Below are 24,411 nucleotides of genomic sequence, written 5' to 3' on the forward strand. Positions count from 1 at the left end.
GAGCAAACCTGATGGCAAACACGATGCAATTCGACCTCGTCAGCCCCGAGCGGAGCCTTGCTTCGCTCAGCGCGACCGCGGTCCAGCTTCCCGGCGCGGACGGGGACATGACGGCGATGCCTGATCATGCCCCCACCATCACGACGCTGCGCCCGGGTATCCTGAAGGTCGAGGCACCCGAAGGGTCCAGTGAATATCTGGTCACCGGCGGGTTTGCTCAGATCAATGGCGATGGCCTGTCGGTTCTGGCTGAAAAAGCCATTCCGGTCGCCGAAGTGACACGGTCGCATCTGGACGATCTGGTCGCCGAGGCGCGTGCTTCGCACGAAGCAGCCAAGGCAGGCGATGATCAGACAATTGTCGATGACGCTGCCAAACTGCTGGCCGACATGGAAGCCCTTGGAACGCATATGAGCCTGTAAGGCTCACCGCATTCCGACAGTTAGAAACGGCCCCGTAAACACGGGGCCGTTTTTTTTATCGTGATTTTATCAATGCGACGGGTTAAGGTCCGGAATTACATAGATAAAGACAAATCAATGAAGACGTTTCGAACCCATCCAATTGGTATTGACCAAGGCGAGGCAGTTATTTTTTCCGAATTCGCCGATGGTGGCGAAATGTGGACGGGCGAAGGACCGCGCCAGCGGCGTTCGAGCGTTATGTTCAACCAACCCTTCCGATCAAATCCGGTGGTTCAGATCGGTGTCTCTTTGTGGGATGTGGATACATCTTCCGCTCTGCGCGCCGAAGTCACGGCTGAAGACATCACGCCAGAGGGCTTTAGCGCCGTTTTTCGCACATGGTCCGATACACGGATCGCCCGGATACGGGTCACATGGACCGCCATCGGAGAGGTGGCCCATGACGACGATTGGAATATCTCTTAACGCATCCGGGGGCTAAGGTCTGGCAATACCTTTGTTATTTTTGCTCATAGTTACTGCAGCGCAGAATTGAAATATTCCAAGAACTGAATGGGAAATCCTGTGAAGCGGACGGTCGAATAAGTCGCCAAAGCACCGATTAGAAAGTACACCGGCACTCGAACCAGCGCATATCTGCGCAGAAGAACGCCAACTAACCCAATGACGATCGAGGCAACAAGCAATAAAACCGAAGTATGAAAAGCAATCCGAAAGAACTGATACGCGGTCTCGGTTGCAACTTTTGTAGCTCCGGCTCCTAGAATTAAGCTTGTGCATGCACAAACGTCGAATATCAGGCCTAAAACAGAACTAAGCGTCCGCGCCCTTTTGGACGCCGTGCGGTTCTGACCCGGGCCTGTTTCTGACCCGTCGGAGATTGGTTCGATCCCCTGTTTATTGGCCGCAGTGAAGCCTCAGTACATCAGGACAACGCCAACCACCAGCACCACCGCGCCCGCAAGCCCCAACCCGGCTGCTGCACCGATCCCGTAGCTCTGCTTTATCGCTTCGTAGTTTTCGTTCGCCTGTCTTACCGCATGTTGTCCGGTGCTTATAAACCCAGCGCCAATCAATACCTTTCCGTAATTTGGTCGGGATGACGGGATTTTGGCAGCCCTTTGTGCAAGAGCAGAATTCGGCTGTGGGCTTTTGGCGTTGATGCGTTGAATTCGATCTTGAAAATTGGTGTTTGACATATGGTATCTTCTTTCAGCTTCGAAATCACTTCATCGTGCCGACGGAATGTGGTGACAATTGGTCGGGAGGCAGCTTCTGAGTTTTCCCAAACAGGCGCAACGTTGAAACTCGTTGTAACTGGGTGTGCGACAAGGACGGGCGGCTAGGCTGAACCACCCACCCGGTTCATAGGGGGGCAGGCGCTACATGTTTGCATCCGTGTCGTGGACACGCGGTGATGCACTTAGTTTCACTTTGAATGGCCTTTGGAACGGAGCCCTAACCGTCTTTTTCTTCGATCATGTCCACACGGGTTGCGTGACGCCCGCCTTCGAACTCGGCCTCCAGAAACGCATCTACGATATCCAGGGCCTGACCTTCACCCACGACACGTGCGCCAATCGACAGCATGTTGGCGTTGTTGTGCGCGCGGATCATGCGGGCCGAGAAGGCGTCAGAACACACGCCACAGCGAATGCCCGGAACCTTGTTGGCCGCCATCATGATCCCCTGACCTGTACCACACAGGACGATCCCAAGGTGGCAATCGCCCGAGGCAACGGCCTGAGCCGCAGCTTTTCCGTGGACGGGATAGTGTGTGCTTTCAGGCGTCTTGGGGCCGATATCGAAGACCTCCCAGCCTTGCGCTGCGATGTGGTCGGCGACCGCTTGGCGCAGCTCGATAGCCGCGTGGTCGCTGGAAAGAACAATGCGTTTTGAGGCTGTCACGGGTACGTCCTGTCTTGCTGTGTTGACAAAAAAGGGCGGCTGTTACGCCGCCCAACTCGGTCAGTCCATGTGATACATCGACTCGTAGATCGGTGTCAGTGTCTTGTCCTCGAACAATGAAGACACGCTTGTTCCGTTCCAGATGTTCAGGATCGCCTGTGTGAAAATAGGCGCGGTTGGCACGATGCGGATGTTCTTGGCGTTGGTGATCTGTTTGGTAGGCTGGATCGTGTCGGTCAGCACCAAAGATTTCATTACAGAATTCGTCACACGTTCGACCGCCGGGCCACTCATGACACCGTGGGTGATATACGAATGTACCTCTTTCGCGCCGTTATCCAGCAGGACCTGAGCGGCCTTGCAAAGCGTACCGGCAGTGTCGCACATGTCGTCGACGATCAGGCAGATTTTGTCTTTGACGTCGCCAATCACTGTCATCTCAGCCACTTCGCCAGCCTTTTCGCGGCGCTTGTCCACGATCGACAGGGGGGCGTTGATGCGCTTGGCCAATTCCCGCGCGCGGGCAACGCCGCCAACGTCAGGTGATACGACCATAAGCTCGTCCAGATTGTCCTGGAACTGGTGTTTCACATCCAGCGCAAAAATCGGCGACGCATAAAGGTTGTCGACAGGCATGTCGAAGAACCCCTGAATCTGTGCTGCGTGCAGGTCCATGGTCAGGATCCTCTCGATCCCTGCACCGGTCAGCATGTTGGCCACCAACTTGGCGCTGATTGGCGTCCGCGCCTTGGTGCGGCGGTCCTGACGGGCGTAACCAAAATAAGGGATCACGGCGGTGATACGCTGTGCGGAAGACCGACGCAGCGCGTCAGCGATGATCAGCAGCTCCATCAGGTTGTCATTCGCCGGATTCGACGTCGGTTGGACAATGAACATATCCTCGCCGCGCACGTTTTCGAAAACTTCGACGAAAATCTCGCCGTCATTGAAGCGCTCGACCCGCGCATCGACCAGATTCTGATCGACGCCGCGATACAGGCTCATGCGTCGCGAGATGGATTCGGCAAGAGGAAGGTTGGCGTTCCCAGCGATAAGCTTGGGTTCGTTGAGTGTCGGCATCGGCTGAGGTCCCCGGGCAGCAATGGCAATGTGACAGATTCGTGATGTTGACACCGCTTAGCACGGGTCTAACGTCCAGCAAAGATAACGCAGCGGAGAAAGTGCAGATGACCCAGATTGACTACTATTTTGCGACACTCTCGCCCTATACCTACCTTGCAGGTATGCGGTTGGAAGAGGTGGCGGCGAAACATGGCGCGACGATCAACTACAAACCGCTGGATATTGTCGCTCTGTTTGGGCGTACGGGGGGCACTCCTCCCAAAGACCGCCACATCTCTCGCATCGAATATCGGGCGCAGGAACTACAGCGACAGTCCAAGCAACTTGGTATGGAATTCAATCTACAGCCCGCGCATTGGCCGACCAATGCGGCGCCGTCATCATATGCGATCATCGCTGCGATCAAGGACGGGTCAGGGGATGTTGGCAAACTTGCGCATTCCTTCGTGCGGGCCTGTTGGGCCGAGGAGAAAGACATCGCGCAGGACGATGTGATCCGCGATTGCCTGACAAAGGCCGGTTTTAATCCGGGGCTGGCGGATAGCGGCCTTCTGGTGGGCGCGGAAACTTATGCCGCCAATCTGGAAGAGGCCGTGGATCGCGGTGTATTTGGCGCGCCGTTTTACATCACCGAAGACGATCAGCGGTTCTGGGGGCAGGACCGGCTGGATGATCTGGACCGCCATATGTCGGAACTGAAGGGGTGAGGGACACCCCCCTGGCAGACAACACTTTTGTCAGAACGTTGGGGCAGGGCGCGCGCGAGGTGCTCGCCCTGCACTGCACAATCGCGCATTCCGGGGCGTGGTCGGGGCTGGCGACGGCTCTAGAGGGCGAGGCGACATTTACGGCCCCCGACATGCCGTCCCATGGCCGCAGCGCGGATTGGGATGGGCACGGGGATTTCTTTGACCAAGTGACCCAACTGTCGGCCGCGCATCTGACCGAACCGATGGATGTGATCGGGCATTCCTTTGGCGGGATGCTAGCCCTTCGGCTGGCTGTCGAGTTTCCGGACCTGGTCCGCAGTGCGGTCCTGATCGAGCCAGTGTTCTTTGCGGTTGCGATTCAGGACACGCCCGATTTGGTGCGGCAACATGATGAAGAGGCGAAACCTGTCTCTGATGCGCTCGCGGCCGGAAATTTTGAGCAGGCCGCCCGTTTGTTCAACCGGATGTGGGGCGCACAGGACGGCCCACGATGGCCCGAATTGCCAAAGCGGACACGCGCGGGAATGATCCGTGGTATTCACGTTGTGCCCGCCGTTGATGACGCTTTGTTCCTTGATCAGAAGGGGATGCTGAACCCTGGCGTTCTCGACCGCGCATCTATGCCGGTTCTGATCCTGAGCGGGTCTGAGACGCACCCCGTCATGCCCGCGATCGGAGAAGGTCTTGCCCGGCGGCTTCCCAATGCCGGAACGGGCGTTGTTTCGGGTGCTGACCACATGGTCCCAATCACTCACCCGGTTCAGACGGCTGCCGTCATTCGAAAGTTTTGGGGTGGTCTATCCTGAACCATGTTGTGGACAGGATGACGCCCCTAATCCCCGAAATCACAACAAGCCGATGAACCGGTCGATTTCGTCCGAGTTGATCGACCAGTCGCAGACCAGTCGACAGGCCAAGATCTCGTCGTCATCCGCACCGTCCAGCTCTGCGCCCCACAGATGATAGACCGCACCCGCTTTGTGCAACTGCTTGTGACGCGCGCGCGAAAACTGCGCAAAGATCATATTGGCTTGCGGCTCATGTAGAAAGGTTGCGCCTTTGCCGCGTAGACCATCGGCCAGATGCGCGCAGTTGGCGTTGGCTTGTCGCGCCATCTGCAGCCACAGATCATTGTTCAGATATGCGGCCATCTGGGCGGACAAGTAACGATGCTTGGAGAACAGATGCGCCCCACGCTTGCGCCGCAGTTCGAATTCCCAGGCCTTGGATTCGTCAAAGAAAACTACCGCTTCGACACCCATCAACCCGTTCTTGGTGCCGCCAAAGCTGACCGCATCGACGCCCGCTTTCCACGTCATCTCAGCGGGCGAGCAATTAAGCGCGACCAATGCGTTAGTGAACCGGGCACCATCCAGATGAACTGGCAGGTCGTATTCTTTGGCGATACTGCACAGCGCCTGCAACTCGGCCAGTGAGTAAACCGAGCCACGCTCTGTCACCTGAGTGATCGACACGGGCCCACGCTGGGGGCCGTGCACGCCACGTGTTTCTTCGGCCAAAATCGAGCGGCGTAGCGCTGCGGGCTCCATCTTGTCGCCGCCCGGCACCAGTGTCAGCTTTGCGCCGCTATAGAACTCGGGCGCGTTGCATTCATCCTCGTGTATATGCGCGACGGGTGAACAGAACACGGTTTCCCATGGGTTTGAGAGTGTCGCCAGAGCCAGCGAATTCGCGGCTGTCCCGGTGGCTACCAGATAGACCGCCGCGCCAGGCGCTTCGAAGATTCCGCGAATACGATCGCGCACTTCGTTCATCAGGGTGTCCGCGCCATAGGCCATTTGATAGCCCTGATTGGCTTCGTTCAATGCGGCCATAACCAGCGGGTGAACCGGACCGGAATTGTCAGAGGCGAAATACATCAGCTGGGTTCCTCAATGATATAGTCTTCCCACTCTTCCAAGGGGGTCTCGAACTCGGACACCGTGCGCCCCTGAACCGACATGCCAGCTGCGTGTACGCTGTCCGGTGTACCTGATATCAGGGGATGCCATTCGTAAAGTGGTTTCCCTTCCCACAGCAGCCGATAGGCGCAGGTTTGGGGCAGCCAATAGGCGTGATCGTCGATGTTGTTGGGCTTCATCACGATGCATTCCGGGACGAATTGGTGGCGGATGTCGTATTGTGTGCAGCGGCAGGTCTCATCGTCCAGCAGACGGCAGGCGACGCAGGTCAGGGCGACCTCGCCGGTGTCCTCATCCTCAAGCTTGTTCAGGCAGCATTTGCCGCAGCCGTCGCACAAGGCTTCCCATTCGCGCTGGTTCATCTTGGTTAGCGGTTTGCGTTCCCAGAACCGCGGGCCAAGGCCTTTGCGATCGATCGGATCGGTGGTCATAGCGCGGCCAGCAGGATGCGCGCCTTGTCACAATCGGCATCCATCTGCGCGATCAGGGCATCCAGCCCGTCAAACGTCATCTCGGGGCGCAGGTATTCGACCAAGCCGACGGACAGGGTTGAACCATACAGATCGCCCGAGAAATCGAACAGGAAAGTCTCTATATTCGCGACTTCTCCGTTGAACATGGGTCGCACGCCAACCGAAGATGCTCCGAGATAGCTGCCCTGATGAGGTCCGTCGAGCACATCGACCAGCACCGCATAGACGCCAAATTTTGGCGGGTGCAATCCTTCGATAGACATATTCGCGGTGGGGAACCCAAGCTCGCGCCCGCGTTGTTCGCCGCCGATCACTTCGCCCTCGACGCGGTGCCAATGGCCCAGCATTGCCGCGGCGTCGCGGGGGCGGCCATCAGACAGTGCGGTGCGGATCCCGGTTGAGGATACGACGTCATCAGATCGTTCCATCAAGGGTGCAATGGTGACATCGAACCCCATCTCTTGCCCGAACCGGACCATGTCTTCGGCGGTCCCGCTTCGACCTTTGCCAAAACAGAAATCCGCGCCGACCACCACGTGCGACAGACCAAGCCCCTCGCAGATGACATTGCGGGCAAATTCTTCGGGCGTCAGACCGGCAAGCGCTGCATTGAACGGCAATTCGTACAGCTTTTGTACACCCAGTTTCTCCAACCGGTGCGCACGTGCGTTTCCGCGCATTAGACGAAAAGGTGGGGCATCGGGTGCAAAATACTCGCGAGGATGAGGCTCGAACGTCAGAACACCAAGCGGAGCATCCGGGGCCACGCTTTGTGCAAGTTCAATCACCGACTGATGGCCCACATGCACGCCATCAAAGTTCCCGATTGCCACACTGGCACCGCGGTCTTCTGGCTCGACAAACTGGAAATCACGGATGATCTGCATGTAGCTTGCCTAGCGGGACTGGTGACCGGGTTCAAGCACCTGATTGGTACAAATGCCGCGCAACAAAAAAGGGCACCATTCCCAGTGCCCTTCAAAAGGATAGATGTATCGAGGCTTCAGTCGAACTTGCGCGAAGGGGCCAAAACCATGGCTTCGCCTACCAGCACCTTTTTGCCATCGACCGCACAGTGACAATCCAGTTTCACGCGACGCTTGGCAAAATCAATATCGATCACTTTGACCTCGGCATAGACCATATCACCGGGGCGCACCGGAGCCAGGAATTTGAGAGACTGACCCATATAGACCGTGCCGTGGCCCGGCAGCTGCTCGCCGATCACGGCCGAGATCAGACCCGCCGTCAACATGCCGTGGGCGATACGACCTTCGAAGATCGTATCGCGGGCATAGTCGTCGTCCAGGTGTACCGGATTCCGGTCCGTCGAAACCTGCGCGAACATCTCGATATCTTCGTCCGTCACCACTTTGCGCAGGTGGCGGGTCATGCCCATCTCGATGTCTTCAATACAGATCGTGCCGCGTGGAAGATTATCCAACATGTCGCCCTCACTCGAGTTCAATGGGCAACAAAACAACTCAAGTCGCCCCGGTTTGGCAACTTTATTACTTCGCAGTTGCAGAAAATCAAGTCTTTTCTGACTACCTCAATCGACCGATTGTGTAGGTAGGATTGATGTTTTCCTCTGCAATATAATCACTTAGGGATTCATGGTGCGGATGATGCTCAGTTTTTGTTTCCGCTGCGGCCAAACCACCCGAGATGAACAGAGAATCAATCCCTTCGCCCATACCGCCCAGAATGTCCGTATGCGGGCCGTCGCCGATCACAAGAATGTCGCCATCAGGGATGTCATGACCCAATTCCTGCAGCCTGCGCCGCGCAAGATCATAGATCGGGGGGTGGGGTTTTCCGAAATACAGGCTCTCGCCTCCCATCTCGGTATACAGCTTCGCCAACGCGCCCGCGCACCATTCGCGTATCTCGCCCCGGTCAACAACGATGTCGGGGTTGGCGCAGAGCAGCTTTATGCCTTTCTGCTTGGCATAGAGGAAATCGGCGCGATTGACCGCCGGATCCGCCATTGGGTCGAACGGCCCGCAGCAGACGATCCCTTCGGCCTCATCCAGCGGGACACGTTCGATGTGGATCGGATGGTGTAGTATTTTTAGCGGCTCAAAGAAACCCGCGTCGCGTTCCCATTCCCCCATGAAATAGACTTTTTCACCAACCGCCCCACGGAACATGGCCGACCGAGCCGAGTCCCCGCTGGTGGCGATGGTGTCATAGGCATCTGCGGGGACATTGAATTGTCCAAGCTGCTCAGCCACGCCAGCACGCGGTTTGGGTGAGTTGGTGACCAGCACAACGATCCCGCCTTGCGCCCGGTAGTTTTGCAAAGCCGCGACCGCATCGGAATAGGCAGTGATGCCGTTGTGAACGCATCCCCACAGGTCTACGAACAGTGCCTTGTAGCGGCCTGAAATCTCGGAAAGCGTGTGGATGATCTGGGTCATGGGAGCCTCGGGACCTGAAATTCTGAGTTGTGACAGCTATGGCAAAGCTTTCACCTCTTGGCCATCCCGCAATACCAATTGCGGGTCGAACACGGTGTGTCTGATCGTGTCATTCGACGATTTCTTCGACATCGGGTGCTTGTTGGACGTTTTCGGTGCCCAATATGATCTGTGCGCCGATCCTGTTCTGGAAACGCACTACGACCAGATAACCCGGCCCCAGCTCTTTCTGAAGTACGTCGACCAAAGGCGTCTCACGCAGGGTTTCGGGCAGCAAACCGGCGATCGAAGATACTTTATAAGCGGCTTCAATCGGAAGGTCCACGATCAGCCAAATATCGGCGTGTTTGCGTTTGGCATTCACGTCCACGCGGATGATCTCGACCGACACCGGATCGGCCCAGTCCCGGATCGTTTGCGCCAACTGTGCTTCGGTCCGGGTTTCGAGGTAACGGTTGTAGGTCGACTTTCCCAGTTGAAGGACAACGAAGGCCAGGAATGCCAGTGTCACCACCACGCTTGCGGTGAAGTTCAGCTTGCGCCGACTCTTGCTAAAAACCACCGCGCGCGCCGCGTATACGATGTAAACCGCGCAAGCGGACAGAATGATCGCACCAAGGTTGGTGGCAAAAAGAAGACCGGCCTCATAGGCCTCGGCGGGCTCGTCGAAATACAGCAACACACCCGAAGCAGACAGAGGTGGCACCAAGGACACGCCGATGGCTGCACCGGGAAGCAGGCTGGCCTCGGACCGGTTGATTTGAACGTAAGCTGCGGCCACTCCGGCGGCGAGGGCAACGATCAGATCCTCGGTGCCCGGATCCGTTCTGGCGAGAACCTGATCGGGGATCAGAATGCCGCGCGGGACGTCTGCGACATAGACAAGAAGCCACGCCAGCAAGACGCTGATTACCGCGGCACCGCAGACAATCAAAGCCAGTTTGAACGCGCGACCCAGCCATCCCATCACCATCGCCGCCGCAACCCCAAGGATCGGGGTCATCAATGGCGCAACAAGCATTGCGGCAATGACGACCGCACTGGAATCTCGCAGCATGCCCATCGTGGCGATCACCACGGATAAGGTCAGAAGCATGGCAAACCGTCGCCAATAGGCAGATTTGTCCTTGCCTTCAAATCTCAGGATGTCGCGTGTGGTGCTGAACTTGCGGGAACTCATGAACGTCGTCTGACCCAATTCGCTGTCTGGCTATTGATGGCAGACTACCAACGGATGCCATTCGCGCAAAACATTAGTAGCAAAGAAAAAAGGCGCCCGGGTGGGGCGCCTTTCGGTTGGGATGTTTGTCAGCGTCAAACCTTGAGGTTCGGGATGATCTGTTTTTTGCGGCTCATGATGCCGGGCAGGACTACGGCATCGCCGTCCACGCTTGCGCCAAAGCTCTTTTCCGCGACGCCTTTGACTAGATCGTTCGGCACCAGCAGGGTGGCCTCTTCGTTCAGGATATCGACCACGAACAGCAGAACCTGATCAACGCCGTCTTCCTTGGCCACGTCAGCCATCGAACCCGCTAGGCTTGCCTTGCGGTCTAGCACAACGCCCGGTGCGGTGGTTTCCAGAACCGAAACGCGGAACTTGGTACCGTCGACCTCATATTCCTTGCTGTCCATGCGGATCAGTTCGGCGTCCGAGAAAGACGACACATCCGATTTGGCCGCGAACATTTCCGCGGCATAGGTCGCGACGTCCAGACCCAGCTCGGCAGCCAGCTTCTCGGCCACTGCGCGGTCATGTGCGGTGGTGGTGGGTGAGCGGAATTCCAGCGTATCCGACAGGATGCAGGTCAGTGCGGCGGCTTTGATGGCGTCGGGCATCTTGGCGGCGTCGTCACCGATCAGGTCCATCATGATGGTCGCCGTGCAGGCCAGCGGGCGCACGGTGATGTCGATCGGGCCTTTGGTTTCCAGGCCACCAACCAGCTTGTGGTGGTCGATGATTGCGCGGATGTCGGCGCTGTTTACGCTGGCTGGCAGCTCGGCCGGGTTGTTGGTGTCCACGATGACTACCGGTGCGCCCTCGGCCACGTCCTCGATGATGCGCGGCTTTGGCAGGTCCCAGCGCTGCAGCAGGAATGCCGCTTCGGTGTTGGGTTCGCCCAGCAAAACCGGCTCAGCCTGTTCTCCTTTGATTTCGTTCAGGTACCATGACCACAGGATAGGTGAGCCTGTGGAGTCGGTGTCGGGGGATTTATGTCCAAATACGAGCGTTGTCATGTCAGCGTCCTGAGGGTGATCATTTTGCGCGCCTTATAGGGCGGTCCGCCGGGGTTGTCACCCGACAGTGTTTATGCTGCGGCGGTTGGTCTGAAATCGAGGTGGGTCAGAACGGGGCGCGGGTCAGGGTGTACCCGGTCTGTTGCAATTGGTTCAGCAGCCCGTAGTCGCCCCCAAGATGCCCGGCACCGACCGCGATCACGACAGTTTGGTCCTGAATGTTTAGAATTTTCTGCATCCAGTTGCTGTTGCGCTCGACCAGAAGTTTTTGCTCGAAATCTTTCCATTCCTCGTCGAAAATCTCGGGCGACAAGCCCGAGTCTTCCAAACCCTGAAGGCGGGCGAGTTGGATGATTTCGACATGCTTCTCTTCCAGGTAGGCGTTGGCCATCGTCGCCAGTTGATCCTCGCTGCCGCCCATGGCGCCGGCCATCCGCACAAGGGACTGGACCTGCTTTTCGATGGGGTGGCTGTCGAACATACTCATAAGATCGGCAATCTGTTCAAGCGAGCGTTTGGGGATGCCCAATTCGTCAGCTAGCTGATCCAGACGGGCGTCCATCCCGTGGTTTGCAGTGGGGTCCTGCATCATGCACGGGGGGATGCCCAGCATCATGCTTAGAAACCAAGGCCGCATTTTGGCTGCCATCCAGCCAGGGATACCGCGTTCGGATAACCCGTTAGACAGGGCAGACCAGTCCTCCTCGGACATCAGGTCAATCAGGCTGGGTCCCGAGGTGATCATCACCGGGCTCATGTCCTTGGCCAGGTCTTGTTCGAACGCGTCCATTTCTTCCTGCGTTACCTCGAAATAAAACGCGTCCGCATCGCTGAGGGCCGGCGTTAGCCGTTCGACCACTGCGTCCATGCGTGGGTCATTGGCATGCAACGTACCTACAAGGTGCAGGATCGTGTCGCCCTTGGACGCGATCCAGTGATTACCTTCAGGAAACGGGATATCGGCCACTGCCTGTTGCAGTTCGGACTTTACCGCAGGGCTAAGTCCCGGCCTCAGATCATTCCCTTCGCATGCGGCCTGTGCGGCGGCGGGCAGGAATATGAAAAGCAGAGGTGCAAACAAGCGCATAAGGATCATCTCGGAATCTTCAGTGTGACCGCGACATTGCCTTTGCGCAGCATTGTATTCAAGCCAGATGCAGGTGATGGCTGGCGTTCGCGGCAAATTTGCATAGCATGGCGGAATGGACCGCGAGCAGGATCTATACCCGCCGATCAAGGCGCTGTTCGAGCGCCAGGGCTATACCGTCAAAGGCGAAGTTGGCGCTGCCGATATCGTCGCTGTTCGGGATGGCGATGAGCCGGTGATTGTTGAGCTGAAGCTGCGGTTCTCATTGGCGCTGTTTCATCAGGCGATCACGCGGCTAAGGGTGACTGATCAGATCTATGTCGGTGTGTGCAAACCAAAAGGGCGAACCGCGCGGCGTGCGTTAAAGGACAATTTAGCGCTGTGCCGCAGGCTTGGTCTTGGTCTGATCACTGTACGTGCCGACGGCGCGGTCGAGGTGCAATGTGACCCGGGCCCGTATGCACCGCGAAAAAACAAAGCAAAAGCGGCTCGTCTGCTCCGTGAATTTGACCGGCTTGAAGGTGATCCCAACGCAGGTGGGGCCACCCGGCACGGGATCGTGACGGCCTATCGTCAGGACGCGCTGAAATGTGCAGCCCATCTGGCCGAATGCGGAGCGACAAAGGGGGCGGAAGTTGCCCAATCCACCGGCGTCGCCCAGGCCACGCGCCTGATGCGGGACAATCACTACGGGTGGTTCGACAAGGTCGAGAAAGGGGTCTATGCGCTGTCGGCTACGGGGGCCGAAGGGTTGAAGCACTGGGCGTATAGCTGGGAAGATGCGAACTAGTCAGGCCGTGCGGCGATTTCGGAAATCATGGCGCGGGCTATATCTGAAAGGACGGCGTTGCGTTCAGGAAATGGCGCATCGCTTTCGGTCAGATAGATGGCGGCCAGATAGGTGCGGGGCTCGGGTGTCTGCAAAAAGGCAACGATCGCACGGCTGCCGTGGCCTCCGGCACCGGTCTTGTCCCCGATCGTCCACCCGTCAGGCACGTGCGCGCGGATAAGACCGTTGGCCACTTGATCGTCTATCATCCATTGCCTGAGTTGTGCGGAGGATGCGGGTGAGAGCGCCTGGCCAAATAACAAGCGGTCGAGCGTCGCCAGTATTGCCCGAGGCGTTGTAGTGTCGCGCGGATCGCCTGGAGTGGCTTCGTTCAGCGCCGTCTCCCATCGATCAAGGCGGGTGATGTCGTCGCCGTTTGTCCGAAGAAACTCGGTCAGTCCGGCAGGCCCATCCAGGCGGCGCAACAGCAGATTGGCCGCAGCATTGTCGCTGATCGTCATCGTTGCTTCGCATAGCGCTCCGACAGTCATACCGGTCTCAACATGTTTGCTGGTGACAGGGGAGTAATCTACCAGGTCCGTCGTCTGGTACGTGACGTGATCTGACAGGCTTTCCGTACCTGCATCCACCTCTGCCAGCACGGCGCCGCACAAGAGCGTTTTGAACGTGCTGGACATCGGAAACAGCTCATCCGCGCGGTATGAAACCTCCCATTCGTTGCTGGGATCATAAAGGAGCAGCCCGATCCGGGCATCAAGGCGGCGCTCCCAGCTCTGGACCGTTTCGGTAAGGGGCTGCGCCTGTGCTGATGTGGCTAAACCAACAGTAATAGTAATTAAAAACAACAGGGTAATTTTGATTTTCCGGAGCCCACGCATCGAATCTGCCTTGGTCAAATGTGGTCGCCATCACCTTAGTTGGCTAGGGCGCTGTGTAAACCGGGCGTTCTGGGGCTCTGCGTGCGAAAAATATTCAGGCAACTTGTTGACTCGGTCATTTCGACCCCCTAGCTATGCGTCGTTATCACTCTCCACTACCGAGTGCTAACGCCTCGCCGAAAGGCGGGGGGAGGATAGATAAACTTTGAGCCCAAGGAGCTGCAAAGATGGCATTGAAACCGCTTCATGACCGTGTGCTGGTTCGTCGTACCGAAAGCGATGAGAAAACCGCAGGCGGGTTGATCATTCCCGAAAGCGCAAAAGAAAAGCCCAGCGAAGGCGAAGTCGTTTCGACCGGTGAAGGCGCGCGCAAGGACAGCGGCGAACTGATCGCAATGGCTGTAAAAGCTGGCGACAAGATCCTGTTCGGCAAGTGGTCGGGCACCGAGGTTCAGGTCAACGGCGAAGAGCTGCTGATGATGAAAGAAAGCGACATCATGGGGATCATCGAGTAAGCGCCCGCGCTTCTCTGATCTTCATTTCCAACATTTTTCTCAAGGAGAAACAACATGGCTGCTAAGGACGTCAAGTTCGACACCGATGCCCGCAACCGCATGCTGTCAGGTGTGAACATCCTGGCCGATGCTGTCAAAGTGACCCTGGGCCCCAAAGGCCGCAACGTGGTTCTGGACAAATCCTTCGGCGCACCGCGCATCACCAAAGACGGTGTATCGGTTGCCAAGGAAATCGAACTGGAAGACAAGTTCGAAAACATGGGCGCGCAGATGGTGAAAGAAGTCGCCAGCCGCACCAATGACGAAGCCGGCGACGGCACCACCACTGCAACTGTTCTGGCTCAGTCGATCGTCAAAGAAGGTCTGAAGCAGGTTGCTGCTGGCCTGAACCCGATGGACCTGAAGCGCGGCATCGACCTGGCAACTGCCAAGGTCGTTGAAGGCATCAAAGAGATGGCGCGTGAAGTCAAAGACTCGGCAGAAGTCGCTCAGGTTGGCACCATCTCGGCCAACGGCGAAGCCGAAATCGGTCAGCAAATCGCAGACGCGATGCAGAAGGTTGGCAACGAAGGCGTTATCACCGTCGAAGAAAACAAAGGTCTGGAAACCGAGACCGATGTTGTCGAAGGTATGCAGTTCGACCGTGGCTACCTGTCGCCTTACTTCGTCACCAACGCAGACAAAATGATCGCAGATCTCGACGACTGCATGATCCTGCTGCACGAAAAGAAACTGTCCTCGCTGCAGCCGATGGTTCCGCTGCTGGAGCAAGTGATCCAGTCGCAAAAGCCGCTGCTGATCATTGCTGAGGATGTTGAAGGCGAAGCGCTGGCAACTCTGGTTGTCAACAAACTGCGCGGCGGCCTGAAAATTGCTGCTGTCAAAGCACCGGGCTTCGGCGATCGCCGCAAGGCCATGCTGCAGGACATCGCAATCCTGACCGGCGGTCAGGTCATCAGTGAAGATCTGGGCATGAAGCTTGAGTCCGTGACCATGGATATGCTGGGCACCGCCAAGAAAATCGAAATCACCAAAGACGAAACCACCATCGTTGACGGTGCTGGCGAGAAAGCCGAGATCGAAGCACGTGTTGCTCAGATCCGCACTCAGATCGAAGAAACCTCGTCGGACTACGACCGTGAGAAGCTGCAAGAGCGCGTTGCCAAACTGGCAGGCGGTGTTGCTGTTATCCGCGTAGGTGGCATGACCGAAGTTGAAGTGAAAGAGCGTAAGGATCGTGTTGACGATGCTCTGAACGCAACGCGCGCAGCCGTACAGGAAGGTGTTGTTGTGGGCGGTGGCGTTTCGCTGGTTCAGGCCGGTAAAGCACTGGACACTCTGAAAGGCGCAAACGCTGATCAGGATGCAGGCATCAATATCGTGCGTAAAGCCATCGAAGCGCCGCTGCGCCAGATTGCTGAGAACGCAGGCGTCGACGGCGCAGTTGTTGCAGGCAAAGTTCGCGAATCTTCGGAAGCGGCCTTTGGTTTCAACGCTCAGACCGAAGAGTATGGCGACATGTTCTCGTTCGGCGTTATCGATCCGGCCAAAGTTGTCCGCACTGCGCTGGAAGATGCAGCATCGGTTGCTGGCCTGCTGGTCACCACCGAAGCAATGGTTGCTGACAAGCCTGCCAAAGACGGCGCGCCTGCTGGCGGCGGCATGCCCGACATGGGCGGCATGGGCGGTATGATGTAAGACGTCGAATTCGCCTCGGCGAATTCTGACGGTCCCGACAGGCGCTTGGCTGTAAGGCCAAGCTGCCGAAGGGGAAGCCTTAAAATATAGGGACGGGGTCGCCTTCGGGTGGCCCCGTTTCGTTTTGCGGACCATCCCGCAGGAATGTCAGTGTGCAAAACGCGCCGAAACCGGCTATGCGGTTGATATGAAAATGTTCCTACTCACGTGCCTGACGATGTGCGCCTTTGCGTCCAACTCGATACTTAATCGGCTAGCGATTGATAGTGGCGCCAGCGATCCCGCTGCCTTTGCCGTGGTGCGGGTTTTAGCCGGTGCAGTGGTGCTGGCTGGATTGGTTCTTCTGAGGGCTGGTCATTTGCCCCTGTTTGACCGGCGCAGGGTTGCCGGGGCGGGGTCGTTGTCCCTGTACATGATCGGATTCTCTGTCGCCTATCTGACGCTGGACGCGGGTCTGGGCGCGCTGATCCTGTTCGGGGTGGTGCAGGTGACGATGTTCACCGTGACATCAGTGAAAGGCACTCTGCCCACTGGTCGGCAGATCGCGGGCGCCGCAATCGCGTTGCTGGGGTTGGGCTACGTGCTTTGGCCGTCCGGATCGATACAGGTCAACCCGGTCGGAGCAGCCCTGATGATTGCAGCCGGGATCGGCTGGGCAATCTATTCGCTGGTTGGCAATTCCGAACCGGATGCCTTATCCGGCACCGCGGCCAATTTCGTCGTGGCATTGCCCGTGACAACGCTGGCTTTGTTGGCGACAGGAGGGGCCTGGCACATGACCGCTAACGGATACTTGCTGGCCGCGTTGGCCGGCGCGGTTACTTCGGGGATGGGGTATGCGCTTTGGTATCAGGTTTTGCGGGAATTGACGCCCACAACGGCGGCCGTCGTGCAACTCAGCGTTCCGATCATAGCCATTATTGGCGGTGTCCTCCTGCTGGGTGAGGCCGCCAGTCTGCGTCTGATCCTGGGGGCCGGTCTGGTATTGGGCGGAATTGCACTGGCCGTTCTGCGCAGGACGCCGCGGTAGGGGTTTATTCGCTGGACGTTAGGCCTTATCTGGCGGCTATGCGTTACTTGCTTGCCCTCTTTCTGTTCTTTGTGCCTGCCATTGTGCAGGCAAAATGCGTGGTCCTGCTGCATGGGCTGGCGCGGACCGAAGCGTCCTTTACCGTCATGGAACAACTGTTCAAGACGCATGGTTATACCGTCGTGCGTCCGGGATATCCGTCTACGGACCTGCCTATTCCCGACCTGACTGCACAGACACTGCCGGACGCGTTTGCCGAATGCGGTGACGACAAGGTCAATGTGGTTGCGCATTCGATGGGCGGCATCCTGTTGCGCTATTGGTTGCAGGATAACCATCCGGAGAATCTGGGCCGCGTAGTCATGCTCGGGCCGCCCAATCAGGGTAGTCAGTTGGTGGACGAACTTAGCGCGTATGAGGTGTTTGGGATGCTGAATGGCCCGGCTGGCCTGGCGCTGGGCACGGGCCCCGAAGGTATCCCAAGGCAACTGCCGCCTGCGGATTTCGAACTGGGTGTCATCGCCGGTGAGAATTCGCTGAACCCGCTGTTTTCGTCGATGATTGACGGTTCGGATGACGGCAAGGTCTCGGTTGAGACCACCAAGGTCGAAGGGATGGCGGACCATATCGTTTTGCCGGTGACACACACATTCATGATGAACAACCCGCGCGTAATGGCGCAGGCGCTGCATTTCATAGAGTTTGGGCAGTTTGACCCACAGATTACTTGGTTGGACGGGGTGATGGAAATCATCGACGAAATCTGCATCGGGCAGGATTGTTCGGAACCCGCGTCGGAGCCTTCCCAATGACTGCACTTTCTCTGACTTTAACCGGCGCAGAGGTCTTGTTGCCGGACCAAGGGATGACTCGTGCAGACCTGCCCATTGCCGAGGGGATCGTGCAAGAGGACCGCGCAGGCAGAACAATCGATCTATCGGGATATCTTGCGATGCCCGGTATTATCGATCTGCACGGTGATGGGTTTGAGCGTCATATCGCACCGCGCCGCGGGGCGATGAAGCAGATGGGCGAGGGTATTTTGTCGGTCGAAGCTGAACTGGCCGCCAACGGGATCACGACGGCGGTTCTGGCCCAGTTCCTGAGTTGGGAGGGCGGCGTACGCGGCCCTGAATTCGCTGGCCAAGTGTTTGATGCTATCGCGTCGGTCAAAGATCGCGTCGTGACCGATCTGCTGCCTCAGTTACGGTTCGAAACGCACATGCTGGCGGAATACCCCAACCTGCCTGAACGCATCACCGATTGGCAGGTGCCCTATGTCGTGTTCAACGACCACTTGCCGCATGACCGGTTGGCCGAGGGGCGCAAGCCGCCACGTTTGACGGGGCAGGCGCTTAAGGCAGGGCGCAATCCGGACGCACATTTTGAGATGCTGCTGTCCATGCATGCCCGCCGGGATGATGTGCCCGCTGCCTTGGACACGCTCTGTACGGCGCTGGCCGAGCAGGGTGTCCGTATGGGCAGTCATGACGACGCAACCGCCCAAACCCGCGCCGATTGGCGGGCGCGGGGCGCGCAGATCGCGGAATTCCCAGAAACGCTAGAGGCAGCCGAGGCTGCACGGGCTGCTGGGGATCACGTTATTCTCGGATCACCCAACGTGGTGCGTGGCGGATCGCACAAGGGCAACGTCAGCGCGTTGGATCTGATCACGATGGGGCTGTGTGATGCGCTCGCCTCGGATTACCATTACCCCAGTCCCAGGCGCGCGGCTTTGATGCTGGCCAAATCCGGTCTGTTGGATCTGGCCGGAGCCTGGGCGTTGGTCACTTCCGGTCCGGCACGGGTTCTTGGGTTGCAGGACCGGGGCACGCTCGCCCCGGGTCAACGCGCAGACCTAGTGATCCTTGATGCTCGGTCCCACCGCGTCGCCGCCACGCTGGCTGGTGGGCGGGTTAGTTTCATGTCCGGCGATATCGCCGCACGGTTCGTGGGCTGAGTCACCGCGTGATGCGGTTGAAATGCGCCATCTTGCGGCCCGGTTTGACCTCAGCCTTGCCATAGAGATGAAGCGCCACGTCGCGTTCCCGTGCCAATTCCGGCACACGCTCCATATCATCACCGATCAAGTTCTCCATGACCACGTCCGAATGGCGTTGACCATCACCCAGGGGCCATCCCGCCACAGCGCGGATATGCTGTTCGAACTGATCCACCGCGCAGCCGTTCTGTGTCCAGTGACCCGAGTTGTGCACCCGAGGCGCAACCTCATTCACGATCAACCCTTCTGACGTGACGAACAGTTCGACACCCATGACACCGACGTAATCCAGCGCGTTCAAGATATTGGCGGCCAGAAGAACAGCATCGGTTCGTTGCGCCGGGGCAAGGCGGGCGGGTACCGTGGTGGTGTGCAAGATGCCATCGCGGTGCACGTTTTCACCGGGGTCGAAACAGGACACTTGACCGTCGATGCTGCGGGCGGCGATGACCGATACCTCGTGGCTGAAATTTACGAACCCTTCGAGGATTGCGGGCGCGCCTGCCATATCGGCCAGTGCGGCCTCGGCATCCTCGGGGCCGCGCAACCGCGCCTGTCCCTTGCCGTCATAGCCGAAACGACGTGTTTTCAGGATGGCTGGCGTGCCAATCTGGTCAATCGCTGCCTTTAGGCTGTCCAGATTAGTGATGTCGGCGAACGGCGCTGTCTTCAAACCCAACCCGGCAAGGAAAGTCTTTTCGGTCAGTCGATCTTGACTGACACGCAGCGCCTCGCGCCCCGGATGGATAGGGCAATGTGCTTCCAACAGGTCCAGCGCTTCGGTCGGGATATTTTCGAATTCATAGGTGATGACATCGACGGACTCGGCAAAGGCCTTCAGTGCCGCAGCGTCATCATAAGCTGCAGTCGTCACATGATCCGCCACCTGACCGGCGGGTGGGTTGGCTCCCGGCTCAAAGATGTGGGTTACAAAGCCCAACCGGGCCGCCGCGACGGACAACATCCGGCCTAATTGGCCACCGCCCAGAATTCCAATCCGCGCCCCCGGAGCAAGCATGTCCGTCATCAATCAGTCTCCAACCTTTTTCCAATCGCCTGCAGGGCCGAGCGCAGCGCATCATGTGCGTTGCCCGCATGCAAGGCCTGCGTCATTTGCAGGCTGAGTGTTCCATCCGTTGCCAGCGCGTCCCGCTCTTCGGCCAAACGCCCGGCTTGCCCGGTTTGCATCGTGTGCAGAAACCCGGATAGCAGCTGTGTCGTATAAAACTCTGAGGCATCCGCGTCGCCCGTTTGCTCGGCCAGCCACTCGGCACCCGTTGCCAACACGTCCAGAATGCCCGGGACCATGGCGCAGACGGCAAAATGTGCATTCAGCGCGGCCTCGTTGGATACCTTGACGACCGGGTTTTCGGGCTCGAACAATTCAGCCAGCAAGGCGCCGTTTCCGAACGCTGCAAGCGGGCATCCACCTTGCTGAAGAAAACCCAATGGGATCGTTTGCACAAAGTCAGTTGCGGGGGCGCATAACGCAGCAAGCTGATCCACCGATACAGCCGCCATCACTGACACGATCTGCTGATCCGAGCGAAAGTTTAGCTGTTCCAATACTTCCGGGGCGATTTGGGGGCGCAGGCAAAGAAAAACGATATCTGATGCGTCAAGAACCGCTTGTGGGTTCGCGACCACGACATCCAGTTCAGCTTTCAGTTCGGCCGAGACTGTGGCGTTGCGCTCTGTCACAGCGATCTCGTGCCCTTTTGCCGCAAGAAAACGCGCAATGGGGGCTGCAATATGTCCGGTTCCGATGAAGCCGATACGGCTCATCCCTGCGGTTCCTCGGGGATTGAGGCCGAAAGGGCCGCGCGCCAAGCATCCAGACGATCAGCCAGCGCGGGATCTTGCAGGGCAAGGATACCGGCCGCCATCAACCCGGCATTGGCCCCACCGGCCGAGCCGATAGCCATAGTCGCCACCGGAAAGCCTTTGGGCATCTGCACAATGGAATACAGCGAATCGACGCCGGACAGGGCCCGCGTCTGCACAGGTACACCGATCACCGGCACGCGCGTCTTTGAGGCCATCATCCCGGGCAGATGTGCAGCACCGCCCGCACCCGCGATAATCACATCCAGGCCGCGCTGAACGGCGGTTTTACCATAGTCCCAAAGGCGATCAGGGGTGCGGTGGGCCGAAACGATGCGTTTTTCATACGCAATGCCCAGTTCATCCAGAATGTCTGCGGCTTCTTTCATCGTGGGCCAGTCCGACTGACTGCCCATGATGATCCCCACTTTCACATCGCTCATCCGCTTGTCGCCCTTGCCTGCCGAAAGAGCGCGCACTATAGCCAAATCGGCCTATCTGGCAATGCGGTACAGGGCCTTCAGGCGATGATATCCGGGGTCAGACGATCCTCGATCAGGCGAATGATGTCCTTAAGGCGCAGTTTCTGCTTTTTCAGCCGCTTGATCGTTAACTGATCCGACGTCCCCGTCGCTTGCAGCGCCTCGATCGCCTCGTCCAGATCGCGGTGCTGGCGGCGAAATACCTCCAGCTCGACCCGAAGAACTTCATCTGTTTTCATTGAAATGTCAGTGGGCGCGTTCATGAACGACTCGGTTGTTGTTGTGGTGCTTTCCACACAAGATAGTGTGTCAGGGTTTATCCGGCCAGACCTTGTGGACATCCCTGCATATTCCCATATTCTATCATACGCGGTTGCCAAAACGGGACCGCACCACACGTCGCTTTGGCAATAAAGGACGAAAATACGTGTCGAAACTTACTCTTGGCTCATACCCGCATCTTTTGGGGTTCGAGCAATTGGAACGCCTTCTAGAACGGTCTGCAAAGGCCGGAAACGAAGGATACCCGCCCTATAACATCGAACAGACCTCGGATTTTTCCTATCGCATCACGCTGGCTGTAGCCGGTTTTGCGGAACAGGACCTGTCGATTACCATCGAGGATCGCCAACTGGTGATCCGGGGCCGTCAACGCGACGATAGCGAGGGGCGCATCTTTCTGCATCGCGGCATCGCGGCGCGTCAGTTCCAGCGCATGTTTGTGCTGGCGGACGGTGTCGAGGTGGGCGAGGCGATCATGGAAAACGGTCTGCTGCATGTGGATCTGACCCGCGCCGTGCCTGAAACCGTGGTTCAGACAATCAATATACGGAAGGGGTAAGAGCAATGAATACACCGATTGAAATCAACACCGAAGGCGACCGGATCGTCTATGTAAAAGCCGTCGATGTTGCTGACCTGCCGCGCGAAGTGCGCGAACAGGCCGGTGATCTGGATCAGCTCTACGCTGTGCATGACTCAGATGGTCAGCAACTGGCCCTGGTCGCAGATCGCAAGCTGGCCTTTATTCTGGCGCGCGAACATGACTTTTCCCCGGTGGCCGTGCACTAAAACGGCCCGCGCAACGTGTGATTTTCCCGTGACATCCGCCGCCCCACGGGTGAGATATGCGAACCAATACGGGTTCGCAGGGCGGAGGCACCAAACATGAGTTGGTTTGATTTTGACTGGGTGGACGCATTCAGCGACCGCGCCTTTGGCGGCAATGGATGCGCCGTGGTGCATGGTGGGGCCGTCCTACCCAAAGATATCTGCACGGCTTACGTGCGCGAAACGTCCTTGGTCGAATGTACCTTTACCGGGCCGTCTGACGTGGCCGACTTCCAAGTGCGCTATTTTCTGGCCAGCCGTGAAATCCCTTTTGCGGGTCATCCAACCATTGCCACTGTCGCGGCGATGCGGTCGCGTGGGCTGTTTCAGGGGGATGCACTGACACTGGACACCGGGGCAGGGATCGTTTCCATCCAACTCAATGGTGATGAGATTGAGATGACGCAGGTTGCCCCGCAATTTGGTGCGATGGTTCCTGCCGATCTGGTTGCCGCCGCCATCAGCCTGCCGGAAAGCGCGATCATCTCCCCACCTCAGATGGTATCCACAGGGTTGCCCTTTTGTGTCACCGTATTGCGCGATCATGAAGCCTTGCGCGCCGCGAAGTTGGTTGAAGAACCTTTGCGAAAAGTGATCGAAGCAGGCGGGTATTCGGGGTCGGACATGGCCGAGCCCTTCCTTGTGACGCTGGAAGGTGCGACCGAGGCGGGCGACACATTCTCACGTCTGTTGATGCTGCCGCCCAGCCCGCCCGAGGACCCCTTCACGGGATCAGCAACCGGGGCGATGGCAGCTTATCTGTGGAAGTATGGTTTGATGCCCAAAGATACGTTTACGGCAGAACAGGGCCACGACTTGGGCCGCCCCGGCCAAGCGACCGTTAAACGCGTTGGACCCGCCGATGCGATGACCGGTATCAAGGTGGCGGGTCGCGGCTATATTCTAATGCGCGGACAGGTCAATTTTCTCAGGCAACTGTCATGACCGAACCCGCAATCGCCATCCTGCCTTACGGGCATCGATTAGGGCTGAAACTGGCTTCGGTTCCATTGTCCGATCTGATCTGGCCCGAAGGGTGCCCCGAGCGGTTGGAGGGAAAAACGGTAGGCGATCTTGAGCGTACTGACCATCTGATCATGTATCCCAATTCTACCGTGCATTTGCGCCTGCGCCGGGGCACCCGCGCCCGGATTTCGCTGATGATGGGCGAACCGTCGGCCATTCACGCCAAGCACGACAAGATGCTCCGCTACACTTGGCGGCGGTTTTTTCGGGTGATGACGTTTCATGATGTGCTGTTGCGAAACCTTCCCAATGCGGTGTTTCTGCCCTACGGCGTGACGATGGTGCCGGATTGGCGTGACCTCAACGTAGAGAAAACGAAGTCCTGCTCGCTCATTGCCTCAGCCAAACGCGATCTGGAGGGGCACCAACTGCGCCATTCGGTGATTGACTGGGTGCGGGAAACGGGTGCTGACGTTGATATCATGGGGCGGGGATACACGCCATTTGACCGTAAATCCGACGGCTTGGCCCCGTATCGCTATTCCATTGTGATCGAGAATGTTCGCGAGAAGAACTATTTCTCGGAAAAGCTGACAGATGCGATCTTATGCTCAACGGTCCCGATCTATTGGGGGTGTCCGAATATAGGGGAATTCATGGACACAGCCGGTATGATCCTCTGTGAATCCGAGGCCGACATTCAGCGCGCGATCAACAGCCTGTCCGCTGACGACTATGCCGAACGCCTGCCGCATATGAAAGCTGCGCAAAGCAAGGCGGCAGAGTTCGGTGACTTTGAAGGCCGTGCGGTGCGGACCCTGCGCGAACAGATAAACGCAGCCTAGTGGTG

General features: G+C 57.9%; 30 protein-coding genes. 14 read left to right on the plus strand and 16 right to left on the minus strand.

From position 1 onward, the window contains the following. The first annotated feature begins 11 nt into the window (after positions 1-11). Entirely contained in the window at positions 12-422 is a 411-nt protein-coding gene (locus tag AC2FD9_RS05075; protein WP_058276005.1) for a F0F1 ATP synthase subunit epsilon, read from the plus strand. A gap of 117 nt (positions 423-539) precedes the next feature. Then, on the plus strand, positions 540-890 hold the full coding sequence (locus tag AC2FD9_RS05080) for an H-type lectin domain-containing protein (protein WP_058275511.1): 351 nt from the start codon (positions 540-542) through the stop codon (positions 888-890). Positions 891-1,342: 452 nt separating this feature from the next. Here the strand turns inward: AC2FD9_RS05080 and AC2FD9_RS05085 are convergent, their stop codons facing one another. The 3 genes from AC2FD9_RS05085 to AC2FD9_RS05095 form a co-directional block, all read right to left on the minus strand. Beyond that, positions 1,343-1,624 carry a hypothetical protein gene (locus tag AC2FD9_RS05085; protein ID WP_496835707.1) on the minus strand — a complete coding sequence of 94 codons (282 nt, stop codon included), beginning with the start codon at positions 1,622-1,624 and terminating at the stop codon, positions 1,343-1,345. Between the two features lie 259 nt (positions 1,625-1,883). Beyond that, positions 1,884-2,333, minus strand: a complete 450-nt coding sequence (rpiB, locus tag AC2FD9_RS05090) for a ribose 5-phosphate isomerase B (protein ID WP_496720853.1) — start codon at positions 2,331-2,333, stop codon at positions 1,884-1,886. A gap of 60 nt (positions 2,334-2,393) precedes the next feature. After that, complete coding sequence (locus AC2FD9_RS05095; protein ID WP_496835709.1) at positions 2,394-3,413, minus strand: ribose-phosphate pyrophosphokinase; 1,020 nt, start codon at positions 3,411-3,413, stop codon at positions 2,394-2,396. 107 nt (positions 3,414-3,520) lie between these two features. On the opposite strand from AC2FD9_RS05095, the gene AC2FD9_RS05100 reads away from it, so the two are divergent. Together AC2FD9_RS05100 and AC2FD9_RS05105 are read left to right on the plus strand one after the other, a co-directional pair. After that, positions 3,521-4,123, plus strand: a complete 603-nt coding sequence (locus tag AC2FD9_RS05100) for a 2-hydroxychromene-2-carboxylate isomerase (protein ID WP_058276053.1) — start codon at positions 3,521-3,523, stop codon at positions 4,121-4,123. Further along, positions 4,120-4,932, plus strand: a complete 813-nt coding sequence (locus tag AC2FD9_RS05105) for an alpha/beta fold hydrolase (protein WP_496835712.1) — start codon at positions 4,120-4,122, stop codon at positions 4,930-4,932. The genes AC2FD9_RS05100 and AC2FD9_RS05105 overlap by 4 nt, the downstream gene beginning before the upstream one ends. 39 nt (positions 4,933-4,971) lie before the next feature. Here the strand turns inward: AC2FD9_RS05105 and AC2FD9_RS05110 are convergent, their stop codons facing one another. The 8 genes from AC2FD9_RS05110 to AC2FD9_RS05145 form a co-directional block, all read right to left on the minus strand. Next, positions 4,972-6,006: a threonine aldolase family protein gene (locus tag AC2FD9_RS05110; RefSeq protein WP_496835714.1), complete on the minus strand. Its 1,035-nt coding sequence runs from the start codon at positions 6,004-6,006 to the stop codon at positions 4,972-4,974. Then, entirely contained in the window at positions 6,006-6,479 is a 474-nt protein-coding gene (locus AC2FD9_RS05115) for a YcgN family cysteine cluster protein (RefSeq protein ID WP_058275998.1), read from the minus strand. Before AC2FD9_RS05115 ends, AC2FD9_RS05110 begins: the two co-directional genes overlap by 1 nt. Further along, positions 6,476-7,408 carry a bifunctional riboflavin kinase/FAD synthetase gene (locus AC2FD9_RS05120; RefSeq protein ID WP_496835716.1) on the minus strand — a complete coding sequence of 311 codons (933 nt, stop codon included), beginning with the start codon at positions 7,406-7,408 and terminating at the stop codon, positions 6,476-6,478. Before AC2FD9_RS05120 ends, AC2FD9_RS05115 begins: the two co-directional genes overlap by 4 nt. 116 nt (positions 7,409-7,524) lie before the next feature. Further along, positions 7,525-7,968, minus strand: coding sequence for a MaoC family dehydratase (locus AC2FD9_RS05125; RefSeq protein ID WP_058275996.1), 444 nt, complete (start codon positions 7,966-7,968; stop codon positions 7,525-7,527). A gap of 100 nt (positions 7,969-8,068) precedes the next feature. Then, positions 8,069-8,944: a TIGR01459 family HAD-type hydrolase gene (locus tag AC2FD9_RS05130; protein ID WP_496835718.1), complete on the minus strand. Its 876-nt coding sequence runs from the start codon at positions 8,942-8,944 to the stop codon at positions 8,069-8,071. A gap of 109 nt (positions 8,945-9,053) precedes the next feature. Further along, on the minus strand, positions 9,054-10,124 hold the full coding sequence (locus tag AC2FD9_RS05135) for a DUF389 domain-containing protein (protein ID WP_496835720.1): 1,071 nt from the start codon (positions 10,122-10,124) through the stop codon (positions 9,054-9,056). 134 nt (positions 10,125-10,258) lie between these two features. Next, a complete protein-coding gene (locus AC2FD9_RS05140; RefSeq protein ID WP_472723122.1) occupies positions 10,259-11,179 on the minus strand; it encodes a manganese-dependent inorganic pyrophosphatase in 921 nt (306 codons plus the stop codon). Between the two features lie 106 nt (positions 11,180-11,285). Beyond that, positions 11,286-12,275, minus strand: a complete 990-nt coding sequence (locus AC2FD9_RS05145; RefSeq protein WP_496835722.1) for a TraB/GumN family protein — start codon at positions 12,273-12,275, stop codon at positions 11,286-11,288. A gap of 106 nt (positions 12,276-12,381) precedes the next feature. On the opposite strand from AC2FD9_RS05145, the gene AC2FD9_RS05150 reads away from it, so the two are divergent. Then, entirely contained in the window at positions 12,382-13,056 is a 675-nt protein-coding gene (locus tag AC2FD9_RS05150) for a DUF2161 domain-containing phosphodiesterase (RefSeq protein ID WP_496835724.1), read from the plus strand. Here the strand turns inward: AC2FD9_RS05150 and bla are convergent. Continuing rightward, complete coding sequence (bla, locus tag AC2FD9_RS05155) at positions 13,053-13,934, minus strand: class A beta-lactamase (RefSeq protein WP_496836066.1); 882 nt, start codon at positions 13,932-13,934, stop codon at positions 13,053-13,055. The genes AC2FD9_RS05150 and bla overlap by 4 nt on opposite strands. A gap of 227 nt (positions 13,935-14,161) precedes the next feature. On the opposite strand from bla, the gene AC2FD9_RS05160 reads away from it, so the two are divergent. From AC2FD9_RS05160 to AC2FD9_RS05180, 5 genes are all read left to right on the plus strand, one after another. Further along, complete coding sequence (locus AC2FD9_RS05160; RefSeq protein WP_058275523.1) at positions 14,162-14,449, plus strand: co-chaperone GroES; 288 nt, start codon at positions 14,162-14,164, stop codon at positions 14,447-14,449. A gap of 54 nt (positions 14,450-14,503) precedes the next feature. Next, positions 14,504-16,147, plus strand: a complete 1,644-nt coding sequence (gene groL, locus AC2FD9_RS05165) for a chaperonin GroEL (protein ID WP_058275524.1) — start codon at positions 14,504-14,506, stop codon at positions 16,145-16,147. A gap of 187 nt (positions 16,148-16,334) precedes the next feature. Then, positions 16,335-17,177: a DMT family transporter gene (locus AC2FD9_RS05170; RefSeq protein ID WP_282118976.1), complete on the plus strand. Its 843-nt coding sequence runs from the start codon at positions 16,335-16,337 to the stop codon at positions 17,175-17,177. Between the two features lie 38 nt (positions 17,178-17,215). Beyond that, a complete protein-coding gene (locus AC2FD9_RS05175; protein WP_496835727.1) occupies positions 17,216-17,989 on the plus strand; it encodes an alpha/beta fold hydrolase in 774 nt (257 codons plus the stop codon). Then, positions 17,986-19,137 carry an alpha-D-ribose 1-methylphosphonate 5-triphosphate diphosphatase gene (locus tag AC2FD9_RS05180; RefSeq protein ID WP_282118978.1) on the plus strand — a complete coding sequence of 384 codons (1,152 nt, stop codon included), beginning with the start codon at positions 17,986-17,988 and terminating at the stop codon, positions 19,135-19,137. Before AC2FD9_RS05175 ends, AC2FD9_RS05180 begins: the two co-directional genes overlap by 4 nt. A gap of 1 nt (position 19,138) precedes the next feature. Here the strand turns inward: AC2FD9_RS05180 and AC2FD9_RS05185 are convergent, their stop codons facing one another. The 4 genes from AC2FD9_RS05185 to AC2FD9_RS05200 all read right to left on the minus strand — a co-directional run bounded on the left by AC2FD9_RS05185 (position 19,139) and on the right by AC2FD9_RS05200 (position 21,748). Further along, the gene (locus AC2FD9_RS05185; RefSeq protein ID WP_472723127.1) at positions 19,139-20,206 is read right to left on the minus strand and encodes a 5-(carboxyamino)imidazole ribonucleotide synthase; all 1,068 of its coding nucleotides are present in this window, start codon (positions 20,204-20,206) and stop codon (positions 19,139-19,141) included. Then, positions 20,206-20,964 (minus strand): NAD(P)-binding domain-containing protein, encoded by a 759-nt coding sequence (locus AC2FD9_RS05190; RefSeq protein WP_496835730.1) that lies wholly within the window; start codon positions 20,962-20,964, stop codon positions 20,206-20,208. Before AC2FD9_RS05190 ends, AC2FD9_RS05185 begins: the two co-directional genes overlap by 1 nt. Further along, positions 20,961-21,446: a 5-(carboxyamino)imidazole ribonucleotide mutase gene (gene purE / locus AC2FD9_RS05195; RefSeq protein ID WP_058276051.1), complete on the minus strand. Its 486-nt coding sequence runs from the start codon at positions 21,444-21,446 to the stop codon at positions 20,961-20,963. Before purE ends, AC2FD9_RS05190 begins: the two co-directional genes overlap by 4 nt. A gap of 77 nt (positions 21,447-21,523) precedes the next feature. Beyond that, complete coding sequence (locus AC2FD9_RS05200; protein WP_058275529.1) at positions 21,524-21,748, minus strand: YdcH family protein; 225 nt, start codon at positions 21,746-21,748, stop codon at positions 21,524-21,526. A 164-nt stretch (positions 21,749-21,912) separates the two neighbouring features. Here AC2FD9_RS05200 and AC2FD9_RS05205 point away from each other — a divergent pair, with 164 nt between their 5' ends. From AC2FD9_RS05205 to AC2FD9_RS05220, 4 genes are all read left to right on the plus strand, one after another. After that, positions 21,913-22,326 carry an Hsp20 family protein gene (locus AC2FD9_RS05205; RefSeq protein WP_058280036.1) on the plus strand — a complete coding sequence of 138 codons (414 nt, stop codon included), beginning with the start codon at positions 21,913-21,915 and terminating at the stop codon, positions 22,324-22,326. A gap of 5 nt (positions 22,327-22,331) precedes the next feature. Continuing rightward, on the plus strand, positions 22,332-22,556 hold the full coding sequence (locus AC2FD9_RS05210; RefSeq protein WP_058275531.1) for a DUF1150 family protein: 225 nt from the start codon (positions 22,332-22,334) through the stop codon (positions 22,554-22,556). A gap of 96 nt (positions 22,557-22,652) precedes the next feature. Then, positions 22,653-23,540 (plus strand): PhzF family phenazine biosynthesis protein, encoded by an 888-nt coding sequence (locus AC2FD9_RS05215; protein ID WP_282168967.1) that lies wholly within the window; start codon positions 22,653-22,655, stop codon positions 23,538-23,540. Then, positions 23,537-24,406, plus strand: a complete 870-nt coding sequence (locus AC2FD9_RS05220) for a glycosyltransferase family 10 domain-containing protein (RefSeq protein ID WP_282168966.1) — start codon at positions 23,537-23,539, stop codon at positions 24,404-24,406. The genes AC2FD9_RS05215 and AC2FD9_RS05220 overlap by 4 nt, the downstream gene beginning before the upstream one ends. Positions 24,407-24,411: the final 5 nt, after the last annotated feature.

Source organism: Ruegeria sp. YTSC230 (genome assembly GCF_059609665.1).